16 protein-coding genes are annotated in these 19,063 nt (G+C 67.9%); 9 read left to right on the forward strand and 7 right to left on the reverse strand.

Annotated elements, in window-relative coordinates; genetic code table 11:
• Nucleotides 1-73 precede the first annotated feature (73 nt).
• Nucleotides 74-1,027, reverse strand: a complete 954-nt coding sequence (locus tag HLH21_RS03355; RefSeq protein WP_182941242.1) for a LysR substrate-binding domain-containing protein — start codon at nt 1,025-1,027, stop codon at nt 74-76.
• 268 nt (nt 1,028-1,295) lie between these two features.
• Here HLH21_RS03355 and HLH21_RS03360 point away from each other — a divergent pair, with 268 nt between their 5' ends.
• The 7 genes from HLH21_RS03360 to HLH21_RS03390 all read left to right on the forward strand — a co-directional run bounded on the left by HLH21_RS03360 (nt 1,296) and on the right by HLH21_RS03390 (nt 8,238).
• Nucleotides 1,296-3,875 carry a TonB-dependent receptor gene (locus HLH21_RS03360; RefSeq protein WP_246379124.1) on the forward strand — a complete coding sequence of 860 codons (2,580 nt, stop codon included), beginning with the start codon at nt 1,296-1,298 and terminating at the stop codon, nt 3,873-3,875.
• A 119-nt stretch (nt 3,876-3,994) separates the two neighbouring features.
• A complete protein-coding gene (locus HLH21_RS03365) occupies nt 3,995-5,155 on the forward strand; it encodes an amine dehydrogenase large subunit (RefSeq protein ID WP_182941245.1) in 1,161 nt (386 codons plus the stop codon).
• Nucleotides 5,156-5,204: 49 nt separating this feature from the next.
• Nucleotides 5,205-5,801: a thioredoxin domain-containing protein gene (locus HLH21_RS03370; protein ID WP_182941248.1), complete on the forward strand. Its 597-nt coding sequence runs from the start codon at nt 5,205-5,207 to the stop codon at nt 5,799-5,801.
• Nucleotides 5,802-5,836: 35 nt separating this feature from the next.
• The gene (locus HLH21_RS03375) at nt 5,837-6,385 is read left to right on the forward strand and encodes a methylamine dehydrogenase light chain (protein ID WP_182941251.1); all 549 of its coding nucleotides are present in this window, start codon (nt 5,837-5,839) and stop codon (nt 6,383-6,385) included.
• A 31-nt stretch (nt 6,386-6,416) separates the two neighbouring features.
• The gene (locus HLH21_RS03380) at nt 6,417-6,941 is read left to right on the forward strand and encodes a cytochrome c family protein (protein ID WP_182941374.1); all 525 of its coding nucleotides are present in this window, start codon (nt 6,417-6,419) and stop codon (nt 6,939-6,941) included.
• 194 nt (nt 6,942-7,135) lie between these two features.
• Nucleotides 7,136-7,678, forward strand: a complete 543-nt coding sequence (locus HLH21_RS03385; protein ID WP_246379125.1) for a MauE/DoxX family redox-associated membrane protein — start codon at nt 7,136-7,138, stop codon at nt 7,676-7,678.
• Complete coding sequence (locus tag HLH21_RS03390; RefSeq protein ID WP_182941254.1) at nt 7,675-8,238, forward strand: thioredoxin-like domain-containing protein; 564 nt, start codon at nt 7,675-7,677, stop codon at nt 8,236-8,238. Before HLH21_RS03385 ends, HLH21_RS03390 begins: the two co-directional genes overlap by 4 nt.
• 135 nt (nt 8,239-8,373) lie before the next feature.
• On the opposite strand, the gene HLH21_RS03395 is transcribed toward HLH21_RS03390, so the two are convergent.
• Nucleotides 8,374-9,723, reverse strand: coding sequence for an NtaA/DmoA family FMN-dependent monooxygenase (locus HLH21_RS03395; protein WP_182941257.1), 1,350 nt, complete (start codon nt 9,721-9,723; stop codon nt 8,374-8,376).
• Nucleotides 9,724-9,861: 138 nt separating this feature from the next.
• Nucleotides 9,862-11,139 carry a 4-aminobutyrate--2-oxoglutarate transaminase gene (gene gabT / locus HLH21_RS03400; RefSeq protein WP_182941260.1) on the reverse strand — a complete coding sequence of 426 codons (1,278 nt, stop codon included), beginning with the start codon at nt 11,137-11,139 and terminating at the stop codon, nt 9,862-9,864.
• A gap of 214 nt (nt 11,140-11,353) precedes the next feature.
• Here gabT and HLH21_RS03405 point away from each other — a divergent pair, with 214 nt between their 5' ends.
• Nucleotides 11,354-13,024, forward strand: a complete 1,671-nt coding sequence (locus HLH21_RS03405) for a Na+/H+ antiporter (protein WP_182941263.1) — start codon at nt 11,354-11,356, stop codon at nt 13,022-13,024.
• A 39-nt stretch (nt 13,025-13,063) separates the two neighbouring features.
• Here HLH21_RS03405 and HLH21_RS03410 read toward each other — a convergent pair whose 3' ends face one another.
• The 4 genes from HLH21_RS03410 to HLH21_RS03425 all read right to left on the reverse strand — a co-directional run bounded on the left by HLH21_RS03410 (nt 13,064) and on the right by HLH21_RS03425 (nt 16,437).
• Complete coding sequence (locus HLH21_RS03410; protein WP_182941266.1) at nt 13,064-13,357, reverse strand: hypothetical protein; 294 nt, start codon at nt 13,355-13,357, stop codon at nt 13,064-13,066.
• A 141-nt stretch (nt 13,358-13,498) separates the two neighbouring features.
• Nucleotides 13,499-14,569 (reverse strand): histidinol-phosphate transaminase, encoded by a 1,071-nt coding sequence (hisC, locus tag HLH21_RS03415; protein ID WP_182941269.1) that lies wholly within the window; start codon nt 14,567-14,569, stop codon nt 13,499-13,501.
• Nucleotides 14,570-14,689: 120 nt separating this feature from the next.
• Nucleotides 14,690-15,283: an ankyrin repeat domain-containing protein gene (locus tag HLH21_RS03420; protein WP_373319666.1), complete on the reverse strand. Its 594-nt coding sequence runs from the start codon at nt 15,281-15,283 to the stop codon at nt 14,690-14,692.
• A gap of 65 nt (nt 15,284-15,348) precedes the next feature.
• Nucleotides 15,349-16,437 (reverse strand): MBL fold metallo-hydrolase, encoded by a 1,089-nt coding sequence (locus tag HLH21_RS03425; RefSeq protein ID WP_182941272.1) that lies wholly within the window; start codon nt 16,435-16,437, stop codon nt 15,349-15,351.
• 411 nt (nt 16,438-16,848) lie between these two features.
• Between HLH21_RS03425 and tkt the strand changes: the two genes are divergently transcribed.
• Nucleotides 16,849-18,963, forward strand: a complete 2,115-nt coding sequence (gene tkt, locus HLH21_RS03430) for a transketolase (protein WP_182941275.1) — start codon at nt 16,849-16,851, stop codon at nt 18,961-18,963.
• Nucleotides 18,964-19,063: the final 100 nt, after the last annotated feature.

A 19,063-nucleotide genomic window follows, 5' to 3' on the forward strand; every position in this document is an offset into this window, starting at 1 on the left:
TTCAATATAAACCGGCCATTTTCCGGTCGGGTTTTCGCCGCTTGTTGCGTACGGACAACAGGTCCCGACTTTTTTACGCCACCATGTCGGGGGGCAGGGGGGCGTCGCAGGGCTGGAACGATCCGGCAATGTGGGACAGCCAGGTCCGGAACCGGACCAGGGCCGGCCGGTCCCACCGGTTTTCGGGGATGAACAGCGTGTAGGCCCCGATGGCGGCGCCGGGAAACGGGCCGTCGGCCGTTCCCAGCCGCACCAGGTTGCCCGATTTCAGGTCGTCTTCCAGCAGGAACTGGTTGGCCAACGCCACGCCGTGCCCTTCGCGCGCGGCGGCCAGCATCACATGGGCATGCCACAGCCGGGCCGCCGGGGTGACCGTGGGTACCGGTACCCCCTGCATCGCGAACCAGGCCAGCCATTCGTCGCTGTTTTCCTCGGCCAGCAGGGGCAGCGAGGTCAGATCCTCGATCCGCTGGAGCCCACCCGTGGCCTGCCGGACGAAATCGGGACTGGCCACGGGAAAGACCAGCGGCCGGGCCAGTTCCGCCTGGCGGATCCCCGGCGGGGAGGGCGTCGTCGTGCCGTCCAGCCGATAGCGGATGTCGGCGTCCACCCCATCGGACCAGAACGACGCGCGCTCGTCGCTGGGGCGCAGGATCAGGTCGATCTCGGGATGTTCGTCGCGGAAGGCGCCCAGGCGGCGCACCAGCCAGTGAAAGGCGAATCCCGGAACGCACCAGACGCTGAGCTGCGGCAGGTCGCCGGTACGCAGGGCCTCGGTCGCGTTGGCGATCTCGTCCAGGGCGGCGGCGATCCGGTCGTGATAGACCTTGCCGGCCTCGGTCAGTCCACCGGCTGCCCGGTCCAGAAGGGGCACGCCCGTCCATTGTTCCAGGGCGCGCAGGTGACGGCTGACGACGGCGTGGTCGATCCGCAGCCATTCCGCCGCCCGGCGGATGCCGCGGGTCCGGCCGAACGCGTCGAAGGCGCGAAGCGGTCCGAATGGGGGAAAAACACGCTTGTCTGCCATGGGAATCCGGGGACGGTGAGGGGACACGAGGGATGAATGGTGCCTTTTTGGCACCGGTGCTGCAACGAAGGCAACTTCTACATATTGTTACGCTGGATTAACAGGTGTGACACAAACGCATCTGTTCGAGGCGAAACCGGACGGTCCGGGTACAAAACGTCTTGTCAAATGGAACCCGCCGGGCTCGACAGTCAGGTCGAGCGGGCAGAATGGGATGCACGCGAGACGCGGCGTCGGGGAAAGGCATTACATGCGATCAGGACGGGTTATGGTACGAAACAGGCGGCTCCTGCGTGCGCGGCTTCTTGGCTCGGCCGTGCTGGGCGGCATGATCGGCGTGATCGGCGGCGAGCCGGCTTTCGCGCAGACGGCGCCCGAATCAGCCGCGCCGTCGCCGCATGCGTCCGCGAAGCACCGGCCCGCGGCAGTCCGCGCCACCCGGCAGGGAGCCGCGAAGACGACCGGCGCGCCCGTGCGCCGTGCCGGCCTTGCCCCCGCGGCGGACGAGGCGGTCAACGTGGTCGCCAGCCATCATGTCTCCCACGGCGGCGAGGTCAGCGTGACCCGCGCGATGCTGGAATCGCAAGTCGCAGGCACCAACGTGCTGAAGTCGGTCGGCCAGTTGCCCGGCGTCAGCTTCAGCTCCAGCGATCCGCTCGGCCTCGATACCTGGGGGACCAGCGTGTATGTGCGCGGCTTCTTCCAGGATTCGATCGGGATGACGCTCGACGGCATTCCGCTCAATGACCAGACCTATTCCAGCGTCAGCGGCATCAATGTCGCCAACGCCTGGATTTCCGACGACATCCAGGGCGTCGAGACATCGCAGGGCGCCGGCGGTGTCGACCTGCCGGGCAATTCCAGCCTGGGCGGCACGATGCGGTTCCACACCTCCGATGTGAAGGACAAGGCGGGCGCCAGGGTGTCGCAGGTCTTCGCCAGCTACGGCACGCTACGCACCTATGCCCGCGTCGACAGCGGCGCGCTGAACCGCACCGGCACGAAATTCTATGCCGCCTATTCGCGCGCCGACGAACGGAAATACGATGCCGCGACCCCCGGCTTCATGCAGTCGGTGAACGGCAAGCTCGTTCAGCCGATCGGCAATGACAGCCGGATCACCACCATCTTCAACTGGAACGATGCCGAGGTCTGGGGCTATGCGGACAAATCCCTCGGCATCCTGAAAAACGCCGGCTGGCGGACCGAATCCTGGGCGCCGAACTATCTGGGGGCCTACAATGCCTCGGAATATGCGTGGGTGAACGATAACGGCCTGGCCTATAATGGTCCGGGTTCGTACGATGTCGGCAGCGGGACCCCGCTGGTCCTGCCGCAGGGCACCAGCCCGACCATTCCGGACTCGTGGCAGAACACGGGCGAAGGCGCCGGCACCGCCTATTATGATGCGGGACAGGCGACGCAGGATTATCTGGGCGGCATCAACGCCGACCTGGCCCTGACCAATCGTCTGCGCTGGAACACGGTGTTCTATGCCGGAGGGAATGATTCGCACGCGACGTACGGCGATCCCTGGACACAGTCACTCGCGACCGGCGCGCCGCTTTCCGAGGAAGTGTGGCAGTCGTCCTACCAGCGCTTCGGCTTCACCAGCGCGTTCACATGGCATATCGGGCATCACAGCATCAATGTCGGCGGCTGGTACGAGAACAACTCGCAGCGGGCGGATCTGTTCTGGTACAACGAACCGGTGTACGGCCAGGGCAGCCCGATCAAGACCGTCGGTCCCTACACCACCTATGGTCCGGCTTTCCAGCAGGGGTACGGGTTCACCTGGAACACCAACGCCTTCCAGTTCCATGTCATGGACACCTGGCGTCCGGTGGACAGCCTGGCGGTGACCTACGGCTTCCGGTCCATGCTGCAGACGACCTCGGGCGGCGCGTATTACGGTAACGTCAATGCCGGCTACGGCAGCGACACGGGCTATGGCTCGGTCGCGGGCCTGCCGAACGGTTCGATGACCTCGGCGGCCGCATTCCTGCCGGCGGTCAATATCGACTGGCATTTCCTGCGCGGTCACGAACTGTATTTCGACTTCGCCGAGAACATGCGCCCGTTCATGGTGGCGCCCACGGGCGGCGCGGTCTCTCCCTGGGCGGTGTCGTCGCAGGATGTGTTCCGCGGGCTTCAGCACAGCCTGCCGAACGAGCGCGATTTTTCCTACGTGGTTGGCTACAGGTTCACGTCGCGCAAGCTCCAGGCCTCGATCGACGCCTATCACTCGGATGTTTACAACCGTCTGATCTCCGCCAATAGCGGCACGCTGAACACCCCGGTCACCACGGTCGTCAACTCGAAGCACGCGACGATGTACGGGATGGATGCGTCCCTGACCCTGTCGCCTTTCAACGGGCTGGCGCGTGGCCTGGCCTGGACCAACTCGATCAGCTACAACCACTTCACCTATGCGGACGACGTCAACATCTGCCCGCTTTCGGGGGATTGCAACATCAAGGGCAAGAAGATGCTTGCCTATCCGCAGGTGATGTACAAGACCAGTCTTTCATACGAATATAAGGGCGCGTCCGCCCATTTCGATGTGAATTACTATGGGAAGCGTTACTTCTCGTACATGAACGATACCAGCATCAGCCCGTACTGGATGGCCAACCTCGGCGCCAAATATCGGTTCGGCAATCTCAGCGTGCTGAAGAACGTGACCGCCAGCTTCGAGGTCTATAACCTTTTCAACCAGAAATATCTGGCAATGATGGGCGAGAACGGCTTCCCGGTCGGCGGCCAGTCGGGTGACGGGGGAGACCGCCAGTCGCTGGAGCGCGGCGCGGTCCGCGAGTTCTTCGGCACCATCAGCGCCGAATACTGAGGCGTCGAGCCCCCTGCCTTGCCCTGGTCGCATGATCCGGGCACAGGGGGGCACATCGGCGCGGAGGGGGCATGCCCGATCGGGCATGTCGCGTTTAAAATAAGGGCAGGAAGGCGGTGATGGTGGGTTGGAGCACGAAAACCGCGTGGCGCGCGGCATTTTCCGCCATGCTGATGGTGTCGGCGGCCACCGCCCATGCGGACACCCCCGTCCTGCAGGCGGAACAGAACGACGTGGCCACCCTGCCGCCCGTCGCCCCCCACTGGTTCCTGCCGGCGACGGCGCACACGGCCTATACCATTTATGACGGGGACGCCGGGCGCATCCTCGGCACCGTCCCCGCGAGCAGCCTGGGCAATATCGTCCTGTCGCCCGATCGCAAGGTTTTCTATGTCGCCGATACGATCTGGTCGCGTGGCGATCACGGCACGCGGCAGGATCTGTTGCAGGAATATGATGCGCGGACATTGAAGCTGCTGCGCGAGATCGAATTGCCGCCCCGCGCGCTGGCGGTCTACAAGAAGCAGGATTTCGACGTCAGCCCCGACGGGCGCTGGGGCTATGTCTTCGACATGAGCCCGGCGACGGCGGTGACGGTGGTCGATCTTGCCCATGCGTCGGTGGCCCGCACAGTCGATATTCCCGGCTGCGCGCTGGTCTTTCCGTGGAAGGCCGGCGGGTTCTCCAGCCTGTGCGGTGACGGTTCGCTGACCAATGTGGGCTATGCCGGCGGCGCGGAGGCGAAGGTCACGCACACCAAGCCGTTCTTCGACGCCAACAACGATCCGATCTTCGAGCAGGGGCTGGTCGATCGCGCCACCGGCCGGGCGCTGTTCGTGTCCTATTCGGGCAAGGTCTATGCGACGACCCTGGGGCAGGACCCGGTGATCGGTGCGCCGTGGTCCATCCAGCAGGCGGCGGGGCAGCCGGTCGCGGGGACGGGCGTGCAGGACCTCGCCTGGCGGCCCGGCGGGGCGCAGCCCTTCGCCTGGAACCGGGCCAGCGGCCATCTGTTCGTCCTGATGCATGTCGGCACCTACTGGACGCACAAGGCCGCCGGCACCGAGGTGTGGGAGCTGGATCCGGTCGCCCACGCGCTGGTGCGGCGCATCGACCTGCCCGAACCGGCGCGCGGGATCGCGGTCAGCCCGGACGCGGCGCCGTTGCTCTATTCCACCGCCGAGAACGGAAAAATCGCGACGATCGACGTGCGCTCCGGCGCCGTTCGCAGGACCATCGAGGCCCAGGCCGGGCCGATGTTCCTGGTTCCGGACATGTGACGCGGGACATGACGATGACTTTCCCCGCCCGCCCGCAGGCCCGCGCCGCATGACCGTGCTGCTGCTGTCCCAGTCCATCAGCTGGATGCTGGTCGTGGCGATCGCGCTGGTCGTGGCGGTGCTGTTTCGCAGCATCCGGCGCCTGTACACCCGCGTGGCGCCGGTGGGCGCGCTGATGACGTCGGCCGGCCCGCAGCCTGGTGTCCGCCTGCCGCCCCGGACCGCCCTGGCGATGAACGGGCAGCAGGTCGTTCTGGGTGGCGAACGGCCGGATGGACGGCCGCATCTGTTGCTGTTCGTGTCGGGTGGCTGCCCGATCTCGCGCAAGATCCTGCCCATCGCACAGGATTTCACGCAGCGCGAATCCATCGACCTGTTGTGCCTGGGCGACGATACCGACGCGATGCAGTGGGACCTGATCCGTCGTTTCGGCCTGGATCCCGCAGGCTTCGTGAACGACCCGCAGATCGGCCAGTGGCTGGAAATCGACAAGCTGCCCTTCGCGATGCTGCTGGATGCTGCCGGCACGATCGTGGCCAAGGGTCTGGTCAACAATCGCGAACATCTTGAAAGCCTTGTCGTGGCGGGGGAAACCGGCCACGTCTCCGTGCAGTCCTATCTGGACGCACGTCCCCGCGCGGCATGACGATGCCGTGCCGCCGCTCCGGGAGTGTGTAGACGATGTCGGTTTCTTTCCTCGACAGGCTGGGCGAGACGGCCACGCGCAAGCTGGCCGCGCGGTCGTCGCGCCGGGGCGTGCTGGGCCGCATGAGCGCGGCGATGGCCCTGGCGCCGGCCTTTCCCCTGCTGCCGGTGGCGCGCGCGGACGCGGCCTCGGCCCCCGCTCCGACCCTGAGCGATTTCGAGCGCCGGGCGCAGTCCAGGGACGCGACGAAGTGCAATTACTGGCGCCATTGCGCCATCGACGGCGTGCTGTGCGGCTGCTGCGGCGGCGGGGTGCATACCTGCCCGCCCGGCACCGAGCCGTCGCCGGTCTCGTGGATCGGCACATGCCGCAATCCGGCCGACGGCCGGTCCTACGTCATCGCCTATCGCGATTGCTGCGGCCGCGATATCTGCGCGACGTCGAAGGACTGCCACTGCAACACCGCCGATCGCGAAATGCCGATCTACCGGCCCCAGGCCAGCAACGACATCATCTGGTGTTTCGGAACGGCATCGACGGCCTATCATTGCTCGACCGCCGCGATCATCGGGCAGGCGAGCTGACGTCCGGCCCACGGTCGCGCGCGTGACGACGATGCGTTTTCCGCTTCTGCCGGTCCTTGGCGTGCTGTGCGCGCTCGGCCTGTCGGCGTTGCCCCGGCCGGCTCCGGCCAGCGGGGCGATGCCGGTGGTCCCGGTGGTGCAGGGGCACTACCTGGTGGGATGCGGGGGATGCCATGGGGTGCAGGGGCGATCGGGCCGCAGTGTGGTTCCCGACCTGGCGGGGCAGGTCGGCTATTTCCTCTGTACGCCCCAGGGACGGGATTATCTGGTCCGGCTGCCGAACGTGGCCTTTGCCGACCTGTCGTCGCAGGACCTTGCCGACATGGTGAATTTCGTGGTCTTCACCCTGGGGCGCGACAGCGTGCCGGCGGGGGCCACACCCTATACGGCGGCGGAAATCGCGCGTTTGCGGGCCGATCCGCTGCGACTGGCCGACCTGCATGGCTATCGCGACCGCGTGGTGCGGGGGGTGATCGGGGCCTGTCCGCGGGCCCGGGAGCTGCACGATTATGATACGGCCCAGGCTGGGCGCGAGGCCGGGCGCGATGCGCCTTGATACCGACCGATGAAAGCGATGATAGAGCGTGCAGGACAGATCGGGCGTTGCCCGAACCCACCAGGACCTGAGGCCCTGGACCCCGATCATGGATGAAACAGGCTGGAGAGGCCTGATGTGTGCGGACGAAGGGTCCTTCATGAACTTGGATTGGCATGACACGGCATCGCCGGATGAACGGAAGAGAAGCTGAGATGACGGGTGCGGGGATGTTGCCGTCGATGGTGGCCGCGCTGGCGTGCGGCGCGGTCGGGGGGCTGTACCTGGCCGCCGGGGTCGCGAAGCTGCGCGATCCGGACGATTTCCTGGGGACGGTGGCGGCCTATCGCCTGCTGCCGGGCGGCCTGCTGGCCCCGGCGGCCTGGGGGCTGGCCGGCCTGGAAACGGTGCTGGGGGCGATGATGCTGACCGGTATCGCCGTCCGCTGGGCCGGGCTGGCGGCGGCGCTGCTGTTCGGGCTGTTCGCGGCCGCCATGGCCATCAACGTGCTGCGCGGACGGGTGAACCTGTCGTGCGGCTGTCTGCCGGGTCTGGCCGGCGCCCGGCTGTCGTGGCTGTCGGTGGTGCGGACCCTGGCGCTGGTGCCGCTGGCTTTGGTGCCGGTCGCAATCGGGCTGCCCGGATCGTGGCTGCTGCGCGGCCAGTCACTGGTCGCCGGCGCCTGCCTGCTGGCCCTGGCCCTGAGCCTGTCGCATCTGCTGTCGTCCGACGGCGCCGGAGAGGAACGTTCCGCATGATGGGTTTTCTTGTAGCGTCGCAGGTCCTGCTGTTCGGCGCGGTCGTGGTCCTGGTCATGGTGGTGTTCGCGCTGGCGCGCCAGATCGGCGTCCTGCACGAGCGCATCGCCCCGATCGGCATGCAGACGGCTCAGACCGGGCTGGAACCGGGGCAGGCGATTCCGCGCATCACCATGCGGACGCTGGCGGGCGAACCGTTTCCGATGGGCGAGGCGCTGGCGCCGGGTGCAGTGCGTATGCTGCTGTTCGTCGCGCCGGACTGCCCTGTCTGCAAACGGGTCCTGCCCATTGCGCTGGATGTCGCGCGCGATCGGGGGCTGGAACTGGTCCTGGTCGGCGACGGCGCGCAGCCCGAACTGGTCATGATGCGCGATCGCATGGGCCTGGCCGGGGTGCCGTTCGTCACCGGGGTCGAACTCGGCCTGGTGCTGCAGGTCAGCCGCCTGCCCACGATGGTGCTGCTGGACGCCAACGGCACTATCCTGGCCAAGGGCGTGGTCAACACCAGACGGCATGTCGAGGCCCTGGTTCCCGCCGCCGCAGGGCGGGTCGCGGCATAGGCTCAGGGCGCTGCCCTGAAACCCGCCAAAGGCAGTCGCCTTTGGAAACCAATCCGTTATTCATGATCGGGGTCCAGGGCCTCTGGCCCCCGATCCTGGATAACGGGTGGGTTCGGGCAGAGCCCGACGCCGGTATCATTCGTCGTAGATGTCCATCAGCGTGTCGCGCAGGGTCCTGCCGGAATATGCCTTGCGGAAGCGCCCGCGTCGCTGAAGTTCCGGCACCAGAAAATCCACGATGCGGGCAAGGTCGCCGGGCATGACCATGGGGTGGCCCAGCATGAAGCCGCCCCGGCTGCCGGTGGCCTCGAACGTTTCTTCCAGATAATCGGCGGCCTGCGCCGCGCTGCCGGCGAATGTGGTGTCGTAGCTGGTGGCGCGGCGAACGCCATATTCGAAGAATTCCTCGCGCGAGATCTCGGTTTCGGCGCCCAGCTTGTGGGCCAGCGCGTGCACGAAGCCCACGGGTGTCGCCTGTGTCGCCGCGATTTCGGCATTCAGTTCGTCAAGGCGGAACCGCCGGGGAAGCTTCGAGAAATCATAGCCTGAATTGTGAGACAGATAGACGCCGGCGACCTCTTTGGGGATCATGCCCAGAAGGCCCTCACGCTCGCGAACGGCTTCCTGCTCGGTTTCGGCCACGATCATCGGCTGTTGCCAGATAATGCCGACCCGTGCGGGGTCGCGCCCGACGTGGCGCAGGGCGGCGTCGAAATCCTTGCGCTGCTGCACCTGCAAGGCCAGGGCCTTGTCTTCGCCGAATGCGACGTCGACGAAGCCGGCGGCCGCGCGGATCCCGCGCGGCGAGCCCCCGGCCTGCACCAGGATCGGCCGCCCCTGCGGCGAGGGCGGTGTATTGAGCGGACCCTTGACCTGGAAGAACTGGCCACGATGATTGATGGCGTGGACCTTCGCGGGGTCGCCGACCTGTCCGGTCTCGCGGTCCCAGATCATGGCGTCCGGCTCCACGCCATCCCACAGGGCGCGGCAGACGTCGACGAATTCCTCCATCCGCTCGTAGCGGGTATTGTGTTCGGCCAGGTCGTCGAACCCGAAATTCGCCGCATCCGCACGCCGCGTCGTCGTGACCAGATTGAGCGCCATGCGGCCGTCGCTGACATGGTCCAGCGCGTTCATCAGGCGCGCCAGATAATAGGGATGCATGAAGGTGGAGGAATAGGTCAGCCCGAACCCGACATGCCGGGTCACGCGCGACATGGCCACCATCAGGGGATTCATGTCCTGGCGCGGCCAGGATACCCCCCAGCGCACGGCGTCGTCGGTCGAATCCTCCCAGGTGCTGGGCACGCCGGTGCCGTCTCCCGAAAAGATCAGGTCCAGGCAGCCTCTTTCGGCAAGGCGGGCGATGTCTTCATACATCCCGACATCGGGGAAACGGCGACCGACCCATGAGCCGGGCGCCCGCCAGCGCCCGTCCAGCGCAATGTAGGAGACATCGAAACAGAGATTCATCCGCTGGGCCATGGATGTCCTGCACTCCTGCCGGCCGGGGGACACGGGGCAAGATCGTTACCCCAGTGAACCGAAGCCTTCCGCAGGATCGTGCCCTTGTCAAGCAGGTGCTGCGGATGTGTCTGGGGGCGTTGGCCGCCCCCGCGCGGGTCAGGCCGCCAGCGCCTGCTCGATGATCGCCAGCCCTTCGTCGATCTGGCTGTCGGGGGCGGTCAGCGGCACCAGGATGCGGATGGTCTCGCCATGCACGCCGCAGGACAGCAGGATCAGGCCAAGTTCCGCCGCGCGGGCGCAGACGGCCGCCGCCCCGCCGTGACGCACGGCCGTGCCGTCGCGATGGTCCAGGATGTCGAAGCCGATCATGGCACCCGGCCCGCGCGGCGCGCCGAAGGGCAGCAGGTCGGTCCGGCCGCGCAGGGCCTCCAGCCGGGCGCGGATGCGCGCGCCGATCGCATTGGCGCGCTCCACCAGCCCTTCTTCCTCGATCACGTCCAGAACCGCCAGCGCCGCCGCGCAGGCGATCGGCGCGCCGGCATAGGTGCCGCCCAGGCCGCCGGGCCCGACCGCATCCATCAGCGCGGCCCGGCCGATGACGCCCGACAGCGGGAAGCCGCCGCCCAGCGACTTGGCGACGCAGACCAGGTCCGGCGCCACGCCCGACAGCGCGATGCCGAACAGGCTGCCGGTGCGGGCGAAGCCGGTCTGCACCTCGTCGGCGATCAGGACGATGCCGTGGGTGTCGCAGATGTCGCGCAGGGCCCGCAGCAGGCCGGTCGGGGCGACGCGGAACCCGCCTTCGCCCTGGACCGGCTCGATGATGATGGCCGCGACGCGGCTGGGGTCGAGGTCGGCCGCGAACAGGAAGCCCAGGGCCTTCAGGCTGTCATCCACCGACACGTCCCCGGCGGGGAAGGGCACGTGATACACGTCCGGCGGCAGGCTGCCGAACGGCGTCTTGTACGGATTGACCTTTCCCGTCATGGCCGACGCCAGCAGCGTGCGGCCGTGGAACCCGCCGGTGAAGGCGATGACCCCGTTGCGGCCGGTCGCGGCCCGGGCGATCTTGACCGCGTTTTCGGTCGCCTCGGCGCCGGTCGAGAACAGGATGGTCTTGGCCGGTCCGGGGAAGGGGGCCAGCGCGTTCAGGCGCTCGGCCAGCGCGATGTAGGATTCGTACGGCGCGACCTGGAATGCCGTATGGGTGAACAGATCCAGTTGCCGGCGGACGGCCTCCATCACCTTCGGATGGCGGTGGCCGACATTCAGCACCGCGATGCCGCCGGCGAAATCGATATAGCGACGGCCTTCGACATCCCACAGCTCGGCATTCTCGGCGCGGGCCGCGTGGATGGTGGTGGCCGACCCCACGCCGCGCGGAACCGCGTTCATGCGCCGGGTCTGAAGGTCGGAATTGGTGATGGGTGACATGTCGTCTGTCCTCGGGGTGCGGGCGCAGGCCTGCGCTTTCGGCCATGTATCGCCGATGCGCGTCGGGCGCGGGAGACGCCTTGTCGGTCGCCTCTGGTGACGGAAAGTCACCACCCGGTCGGCTACCGGTCCGCTGGTCAGATCCCGCCGGGCCGGGCAGGATCGGCGGCCGGAGCATCCGTCCGCTCCGTCGCGGGAGGACCGAAGGCCGGTCATGCATGACGTTATCGTTGGTCTGATCCTGCTGTCCGTCGCGGCGGCCAGCAGCCTGTTCTCGCGTTTGCTGCCCCTTGCGATTCCGTTGCCGCTGATCCAGATCGCGCTGGGGGTGGCGGGGTCGGTCGGGGGCCTGCATGTCGCGCTGGACCCCGACATGTTCATGCTGCTGTTCATCCCGCCCCTGCTGTTCAGCGATGCGTTCCGGATGCCGACCCGAGAGTTCGGGGAGTTGCGCGGCATCATCTTCGCGCTGGCCGTGCCGCTGGTGCTGGCGACCACCATCCTGTGCGGCTACGCCCTGCACTGGCTGGTCCCGGTGCTGGGCCTGCCCCTGTGCTTCGCGCTGGCCGGCGTCCTGTCGCCGACCGACGCGGTGGCCGTCGGCGGCATGCTGGGCGCCACGGTGCCCCGCCGCATCGTGCATGTGCTGGACGGCGAATCCCTGCTGAACGATGCCTCTGGCCTGGTGTGCTTCCGGTTCGCGGCGGCGGCGGCGGTGACGGGGGCGTTCTCGCTGCATGCGGCGTTGCTGACGTTCGGCCTGCTGGCGCTGGGCGGGATCGCGATCGGGATAGGGGTCTGCTACGTCGCGGTGCGGCTGGACCGGTTTCTGCTGCGGCGTGGCTACGACGATCCGCCGACGCAGATCACCTTCATGCTGCTGCTGCCGTTCGGGGCCTATCTGCTGGCGGAATCGGTGGGGTGTTCGGGCATCCTGGCCGTGGTTGCCGGCGGGATGACGGCCAAGCTGACCGGCGTGCTGCAGGAAACCCAGATCACCACCCGGCTGCAGGCGCGCACCGTGTGGAACATGGTGAATTTCATCTTCAACTCGATCATCTTCCTGCTGCTCGGGCTGCAATTGCCGGAACTGGCGGGCAACGGGATCGCGCTGGCGCGCGGGGCGGGGACCTCGCCATGGCTGCTGCTGCCGGTCATCGTCGGCATTCACCTGGCGATGTGCGTGCTGCGGTTCGGCGGGTTGTGGATCGTCCTGGTGCTGGACGCGCTGCGCGGCCGCGCCCACGGGGCGATGCGCTGGCCGGCCTTGCGGGCCGTGCTGGTGGGAACGGTCGCCGGCGTCCGGGGGGCGGTGACGCTGGCGGCGGTGTTGTCCCTGCCCCAGGCGGGGGCCGGGTTTCCGTTCCGCGACCTGCTGGTGACCCTGGCCACCGGGGTCATCCTCGTCTCGCTGCTGATGGCCAGCCTGCTGCTGCCGTGGCTGGTCGCGGGACTGGACCGGGGGCAGGGCGACCCGCGGGGGCGCGAAGTCGACTGGGCGCGCCTGGTGCTGCTGCGTACGATCATCCGCGCGATGCGGGACGAACAGGCGGCCCTGACCGCGCGTGCCGGCACGCGCGATGAGGCGGCCGAAATGCGCGTCGAGATCATCGCCCGCCTGATGCAGGAATATGAAAACCGGCTGACCCAGTTGCAGAAGGACGGCGACGGGCCGGCGACCGAGATGCAGATCCGGTCGATCCGCCGGATGCGGCTGGAACTGGCGCTGCGCCTGACCAACCTGCGCGCGTCGCGGATCGAATTGCGGAACCTGCGCTCCGCCCAGTACGTCAATGACGAGACCGAAACCCTGCTGTTGCAGGAAATGGATTACGAGGAGCAGGTCTATCGCAACCGGGCCAGGACGCTGCCGCGCGTGCCCTGAAGACCGTCCGGGGCGGGCGGCAGCGCCCCGGACGCGGGATCAGATCGAGCGGTGACGGCGGGGCGACCCGGACTCCTGGCGCGACCCCGGCCCCTGGCGCGGCCCGTCCGTCCGCTGGCCGCGCGGCGCATCGGTGCTTTTCAGCGCGGGGGCCGCGGCCAGTTCGGCTTCAAGCTGGCGAATGCGCTTCTGGACGCTTTCGCGCAGGGTGGGGGCGGTATGCGACTTCATCGCCGCCAGGGTCTCGCGCAGGTCGCGCAACTGCTTCTGCTTTTCCGCCTGCGACCGCCGGATGGGTTGGTTGTCGGACATCTGGCCGTGAAATGCGCGCATGATGATGGTCCATGGTAGGAAGTGAAAAAAGAGCGGGTTTCTGGACTGTAGCGGGAACGCACCGGGATCGAAAAAGGTACACCACCTTCATGATCCAACAGCCCGCCCCAACGGGCAGGCCGGGCGCCGGACGAACGGAAGTCAGTCCGCGTTCTGCTTCAGAATGGCGTCCAGCGCATCCGTCACCATCCGGCATTCCTCGTCGGTGCCGATGGTGATGCGTAGCCATTCCGCGATCCTGGGCGTCCTGAAATGGCGCACGATGATGGCCCGCTCCCGCAGGGCGGCGGCCAGTCGGACGGCGTCACGATCAGGATGGCGGGCGAACACGAAATTCGCCTGTGACGGCAGAACCTCGAACCCCAGTCCCCTCAGGCTGGATGTCAGCCCGATGCGTGATTCTATGATTTTTCCCGTGGTCCGTGCAAGCCATTCCCGGTCCTCGATCGCGGCGGTCGCCCCGACCTGGGCCAGAAGATCGAGCGGGTAGGAATTGAAGCTGTCCTTCACCCGGTTCAGCCCCTCGATCAGATGGGCCTGCCCGATCGCATACCCCACCCGCAGGCCCGCCAGCGCGTGGGCTTTCGACAGCGTGCGGACGATCAGCAGGTTGGGAAAATGCCGGATCAGCGGGATTGCGGTGTCGGCGCCGAAATCGACATACGCCTCGTCGATTACCACCACGCGGTCGGGATGGGCGCGCAGCAGCGTCTCGATCCGGCCCAGCCCCAGCGCGATGCCGGTCGGCGCGTTCGGGTTGGGCAGCACGATGCCGCCGCACGGGCGCAGATAGTCCTCGACGTCGATCCGCATCGCCGCATTCAGGGGCACGGGTTCGTGCGTGATCCCGTACAGGCTGCAATAGACCGGGTAGAAGCTGTAGGTGATATCCGGCGTCAGCAGTGGTTCGTCATGCTTCAGCAGCGCCTGGAAAGCGTGGGCCAGCACCTCGTCCGATCCGTTGCCGACGAAGATTTCGTCCATCGCCACGCCATGGGTGGTGGCGATGGCGGCGCGCAGCCGCTCGGCGGTCGGGTCCGAATACAGGCGCAGCCTGTCGCCGGTGGCCGCGCGAATCGCCTCCAGCGCCGCCGGCGGCGGGCCATAGGGGGATTCGTTGGTGTTGAGCTTGATCTGCTTCGTCATCTGCGGCTGCTCGCCCGGGACATAGGGCGTCAGGCTGTGGACGATCGGGCTCCAGAAACGGCTCATGGCAGGTTCCGTTGGCGGATGGGACAATAGGGGCCAGCGCCGCGACGCGCGGGCGCCGGCGGGGCGGATGGTCCGGCGGGCTTTCAGGCCGGCGTGCCCGGCGGGAAACCGGGCACATGGTCAACGCAGGGGGTGGGGACCGTCTGCCCGGCGTTGCGGGGGCATCAGCGCCGTGATCGGCGCCAGGCCCTGGCGCTCGGCCACCAGCCGCGCGCTGTTGCCCTCGCCGTCGCGATGGTCGGGATTTGCGCCCTGTTCCAGCAGGAACGCGACCATCGGCGCGCGATTGAACATCGTGGCGAAGATCAGCGGGGTACGTCCGACATGGTTCGTGGAGTCGATCTCCGCCCCGGCCGCGACCAACTGGCGCGCGACGGCCAGGTCGCCCTTGAAGGCCACGCCGGCCAGCGCCGTGGAGCCCTTGCCGTCCTGCAGGTCGACGGTCGCATGGTGCGCCAGCAGGCACGCGACGGTTTCGGCATGGCTGTTGTAGGCGGCCAGGATCAGGGCGGAATAACCCCGCGCGTCGCGCAGGTCGGGGTCGATTCCGGCGGCGAGGAAGCTTTCGATCAGGTCGGTCTGGCCGTCGCGCGCGGCGTCGAGGAACAGGCTCGCGATCTCGGTTTCCGTGAAAACGGGGGCCGGGGCGGTATCGTCCTGTCCCTCGGGCGAGGGGGCGTTGGCGGTCATGTCGGTCACGCTGGTCTCGCGCATCGGGGGCCTCGGTAAGATTGGGGCGGACGATCCATCCTAGACCCTCAGGGGCGGGGACGCGACCGTCAAGGTCGGGCGGCGGGAGGCAGGGGCGCGAAATCGCGGCATTCCCCATGGTTCAGGCTGGTGAACCGCTCCGCTTCCAGCCCCGCGGCGGCGCAGGCGGCGGCCAGGCGGCGCAGCGGTTCGTCGATCGGTTCGTCGGTCAGCCGGAAGGTGCCGAAATGCATGCCCACCGCCTGCGCGGCGTCGAGGTCGAGCATCGCCTGCACCGATTCCTCGGGCGTGGTGTGGACGGCCTCCATCAGGATCCTGGGGTCGTAGGCGCCCACCGGCAACAGGGCGAGGTCCGGCGCGCCCAGCCGGTCGCGGATCTGCCGCCAGTGCCGCCCGTGCCCGCTGTCCCCCGCGAAGAACACGCGCGGCGCGCCCCCCTGCGGGTTCCCGGTATCGGCATGGATGGTGAAGCCGCCCCACAGCGCGCGGTTGCGGTCGAAGGGCGTCCGGGCCGACCCGTGCCGCGCGGGCGTGCAGGTGATCGACGCCTGTCCCACTGCGATGTCCTCCCACCAGTCCAGCTCGACGATCTCGCCCAGGCCGGCGTGGCCGAGGCCCGCCTTTCGCAGATGGCGCGCGTTGCCCGGCGGGGTGATGACGACGGGCGTGTCGCGGCGGCCGAGTCGGGTCAGGCTCGGCAGGTCCAGATGGTCGTAATGGCAATGGGACACCAGGATCACGTCGATTCGCGGCAGGTCGGCGATGGCGCGGCCCGGCGGGCGGACCCGGCGCGGCCCTGCCCACCGCACGGGCGAGCACCGCTCGGAAAAGACCGGGTCGGTCAGCACCGTCAGGGTCGATCCGTCGGCGCGGGGCAGCCGCAGCAGGAACGTGCTGTGGCCGATGAAGGTGACCAGGGCGTGACCGGGGGCGGGATGGGCGTGCGGGTCGCCGGCGGGGGGCGGGTTGTCCAGCCGCGCGGGCCAGTTGGCGATCCGGCGGCGACGGTCCCATTGCCAGCGCAGGATCGACAGCGCGCGCGCGGCGCGCGGCGCGGTGGCGGGCGGCAGGATCGCGGCCGGATTGAAGAAGCGGCGCCCGTCGCAATGGTCCGAAACCGGCAGGGGGGGCGAAACAGGCAGGGGGATGATCGGCATCCGGGTGCTCCGCGCGGGGGGACGGCCCCAGTATGTCCCGTCGCGCCGGCCGGGGCCAGAGCGGGGCAGTCGAGGACTCGTGATGATCGGGGACTGGAATCCTGCGATCGGGGGGCGCTCTAATGCGGGCGAGGTTTTGAAACCGCCAGTGACTTGCCCCCGGTGGCTTGCCCACGGGGGGAGGTCGTGAGAGTGTACGACGAAAGTGCATTCGGCCCGGGCGGCCAGGGTCGCCACCGGATGACAAAAAAATGACGATCGGGGGCCCGGCACCGGGGCAGTCCTCTTCCCATGTCGGCGACGCGCCCCTGCTTGTGCGGGCACGGATCTTGCGGGGCGTGGCCTGCCCGGATGTCGGCGGCCCGGATCGGATGTGCGAGACAGGGCAACCATAATGGAGAAAGCGGTTTAATGCGTTCCATACTCACCCAGCTTGTTCGAGCCCCGGACGGCGCGACGGTCGGGTCCTCTGACCAGGACCTGCTGTGCATCAACACCATTCGCACCCTGTCGATGGATGGCGTCCAGAAGGCGAAATCCGGTCATCCGGGCACGCCGATGGCGATGGCGCCCCCGGCCTACGCGCTGTGGCAGAATGTCCTGAACTACGATCCGGCCGATCCGCTGTGGCCCAACCGCGACCGTTTCGTGCTGTCGATCGGCCATGCGTCGATGCTGATCTATTCGCTGATCTACCTGGCGGGCGTGCGGGACGTGAAGCACGGCAAGGTGCTCGATGCGCCGTCGCTGACGCTGGAGGACCTGACGCAGTTCCGTCAGCTCGATTCCAGGACGCCGGGCCATCCGGAATATCACCACACGGCGGGCGTCGAGACGACGACCGGCCCGCTGGGACAGGGCTGCGGCAATTCGGTCGGCATGGCGATGGCCGAGAAATGGCTGGCCGCGCGCTTCAACAAGCCGGGTTTCCCGCTGTTCGACTATCACGTCTACACGTTCTGCGGCGACGGCGACATGATGGAGGGCGTGGCCAGCGAGGCGGCCTCGACCGCCGGGCACCTGCGCCTGGGCAACCTGACCTGGATCTACGACAGCAACCGGATCTCGATCGAGGGATCGACCGACATCGCCTTCACCGAGAACGTGCAGAAGCGTTTCGAGGGCTATGGCTGGCATGTGCTGGAGGTCAAGGACGCCAACGACCTGGCCGATTTCCAGACGAAGCTGGCCGTGGCGAAGGCCGAGACGGCGCGTCCGACCCTGATTATCGTCCATTCGGTCATCGGCTGGGGCGCGCCGAAGAAGGCCGGCACCGCCTCGGCGCACGGCGAACCGCTGGGCGATGAGGAAATCCGCGGCGCGAAGCGGGCCTATGGCTGGCCCGAGGACAAGAGCTTCTATGTGCCCGAGGGCGTGCTGGAGCATTTCCAGAAGGGCCTGGGCGCCCGTGGCGCCGCGGCCAGCGCCGCGTGGAAGGCGCTGTATGCGTCCTATGCCACCGAATATCCGGAACTGGCGGGCGAACTGGACCAGATCCTGCACAACCGGCTGCCCGCCGGCTGGGACAAGGACATCCCGGTCTACGAGGCCAGCGCCAAGGGCGTGGCCTCGCGCCAGAGCTCGGGCGAGGTGCTGAACGCCATCGCGCCGAACTTCCCCTGGCTGATCGGCGGGTCGGCGGATCTGTCGCCGTCGACCAAGACCAACCTGACCTTCCAGGGCGCGGGCGCCTACCAGCCGCCGGAATGGAATGGCACCTATGGCGGCCGCAACCTGCATTTCGGCGTGCGCGAACACGCCATGGGGTCGATCTGCAACGGGATTTCGCTGGCGGGTATCCGGGCCTATTGCTCGGGCTTCCTGATCTTCTCCGACTACATGAAGCCGCCGATCCGCCTGTCGGCGCTGATGAACCAGCCGGTGCTGTATATCTTCACGCATGATTCGATCGGCGTGGGCGAGGACGGACCGACCCATCAGCCGATCGAGCAACTGGTGCAGTTGCGCTCCACCCCCGGCGTCACGATGATCCGTCCGGGCGATGCGAACGAGGTCGCCGAGGCCTGGCGCACGATCCTGCCGATGACCGACCGCCCGTCGGTGCTGATCCTCAGCCGCCAGAACCTGCCCACGCTGGACCGCACGGTCTACGCCCCGGCCTCGGGCCTGGCGAAGGGCGCCTATGTGCTGGCGGACAGCGACGGTACCCCCGACGTCATCCTGATGGCGACGGGCAGCGAGGTCGACCTGGTGGTCAAGGCCTACGAGACGCTGAAGGCCGAAGGGGTGAAGGCGCGCGTGGTGTCCATGCCGTCGTGGGACCTGTTCGAGGCGCAGCCGAAATCCTACCGCGACAGCGTGCTGCCCCCCGAGGTCGGCGGCCGCGTGGCGGTGGAGATGGCCTCGCCCATCGGGTGGGACCGCTATGTCGGGCTGACCGGTTCGATCATCGCCATGCAGTCGTTCGGCGCCTCGGCTCCGGCGGACCAGCTGATGAAGAAATTCGGCTTCACGGTCGAGGCCGTCCTGGCGGAAGCCCGCAAGCAGGCAGGCAAGGCAGGCTGATCCCGTTGGCCGGGGTCGCGCGCGGGCCGGTTTCGGCCGTGTGCGGCCCCGGCCCGTTTCAGAGTCCCAAAAGGCGGAGTCCGGCCGGCCGGCCGGGGAC

The organism is Gluconacetobacter johannae (genome assembly GCF_014174305.1).
GTDB classification, from domain to species: domain Bacteria; phylum Pseudomonadota; class Alphaproteobacteria; order Acetobacterales; family Acetobacteraceae; genus Gluconacetobacter; species Gluconacetobacter johannae.

What these genes read in the sequence shown, in the direction of transcription:
- HLH21_RS03355 (WP_182941242.1), bottom strand. Translation starts at nt 1,027, where the DNA reads ATGGCAGACAAGCGTGTTTTTCCCCCATTCGGACCGCTTCGCGCCTTC.
- HLH21_RS03360 (WP_246379124.1), top strand. Translation starts at nt 1,296, where the DNA reads ATGGTACGAAACAGGCGGCTCCTGCGTGCGCGGCTTCTTGGCTCGGCC.
- HLH21_RS03365 (WP_182941245.1), top strand. Translation starts at nt 3,995, where the DNA reads ATGGTGGGTTGGAGCACGAAAACCGCGTGGCGCGCGGCATTTTCCGCC.
- HLH21_RS03370 (WP_182941248.1), top strand. Translation starts at nt 5,205, where the DNA reads ATGACCGTGCTGCTGCTGTCCCAGTCCATCAGCTGGATGCTGGTCGTG.
- HLH21_RS03375 (WP_182941251.1), top strand. Translation starts at nt 5,837, where the DNA reads ATGTCGGTTTCTTTCCTCGACAGGCTGGGCGAGACGGCCACGCGCAAG.
- HLH21_RS03380 (WP_182941374.1), top strand. Translation starts at nt 6,417, where the DNA reads ATGCGTTTTCCGCTTCTGCCGGTCCTTGGCGTGCTGTGCGCGCTCGGC.
- HLH21_RS03385 (WP_246379125.1), top strand. Translation starts at nt 7,136, where the DNA reads ATGACGGGTGCGGGGATGTTGCCGTCGATGGTGGCCGCGCTGGCGTGC.
- HLH21_RS03390 (WP_182941254.1), top strand. Translation starts at nt 7,675, where the DNA reads ATGATGGGTTTTCTTGTAGCGTCGCAGGTCCTGCTGTTCGGCGCGGTC.
- HLH21_RS03395 (WP_182941257.1), bottom strand. Translation starts at nt 9,723, where the DNA reads ATGGCCCAGCGGATGAATCTCTGTTTCGATGTCTCCTACATTGCGCTG.
- gabT (WP_182941260.1), bottom strand. Translation starts at nt 11,139, where the DNA reads ATGTCACCCATCACCAATTCCGACCTTCAGACCCGGCGCATGAACGCG.
- HLH21_RS03405 (WP_182941263.1), top strand. Translation starts at nt 11,354, where the DNA reads ATGCATGACGTTATCGTTGGTCTGATCCTGCTGTCCGTCGCGGCGGCC.
- HLH21_RS03410 (WP_182941266.1), bottom strand. Translation starts at nt 13,357, where the DNA reads ATGCGCGCATTTCACGGCCAGATGTCCGACAACCAACCCATCCGGCGG.
- hisC (WP_182941269.1), bottom strand. Translation starts at nt 14,569, where the DNA reads ATGAGCCGTTTCTGGAGCCCGATCGTCCACAGCCTGACGCCCTATGTC.
- HLH21_RS03420 (WP_373319666.1), bottom strand. Translation starts at nt 15,283, where the DNA reads ATGCGCGAGACCAGCGTGACCGACATGACCGCCAACGCCCCCTCGCCC.
- HLH21_RS03425 (WP_182941272.1), bottom strand. Translation starts at nt 16,437, where the DNA reads ATGCCGATCATCCCCCTGCCTGTTTCGCCCCCCCTGCCGGTTTCGGAC.
- tkt (WP_182941275.1), top strand. Translation starts at nt 16,849, where the DNA reads ATGCGTTCCATACTCACCCAGCTTGTTCGAGCCCCGGACGGCGCGACG.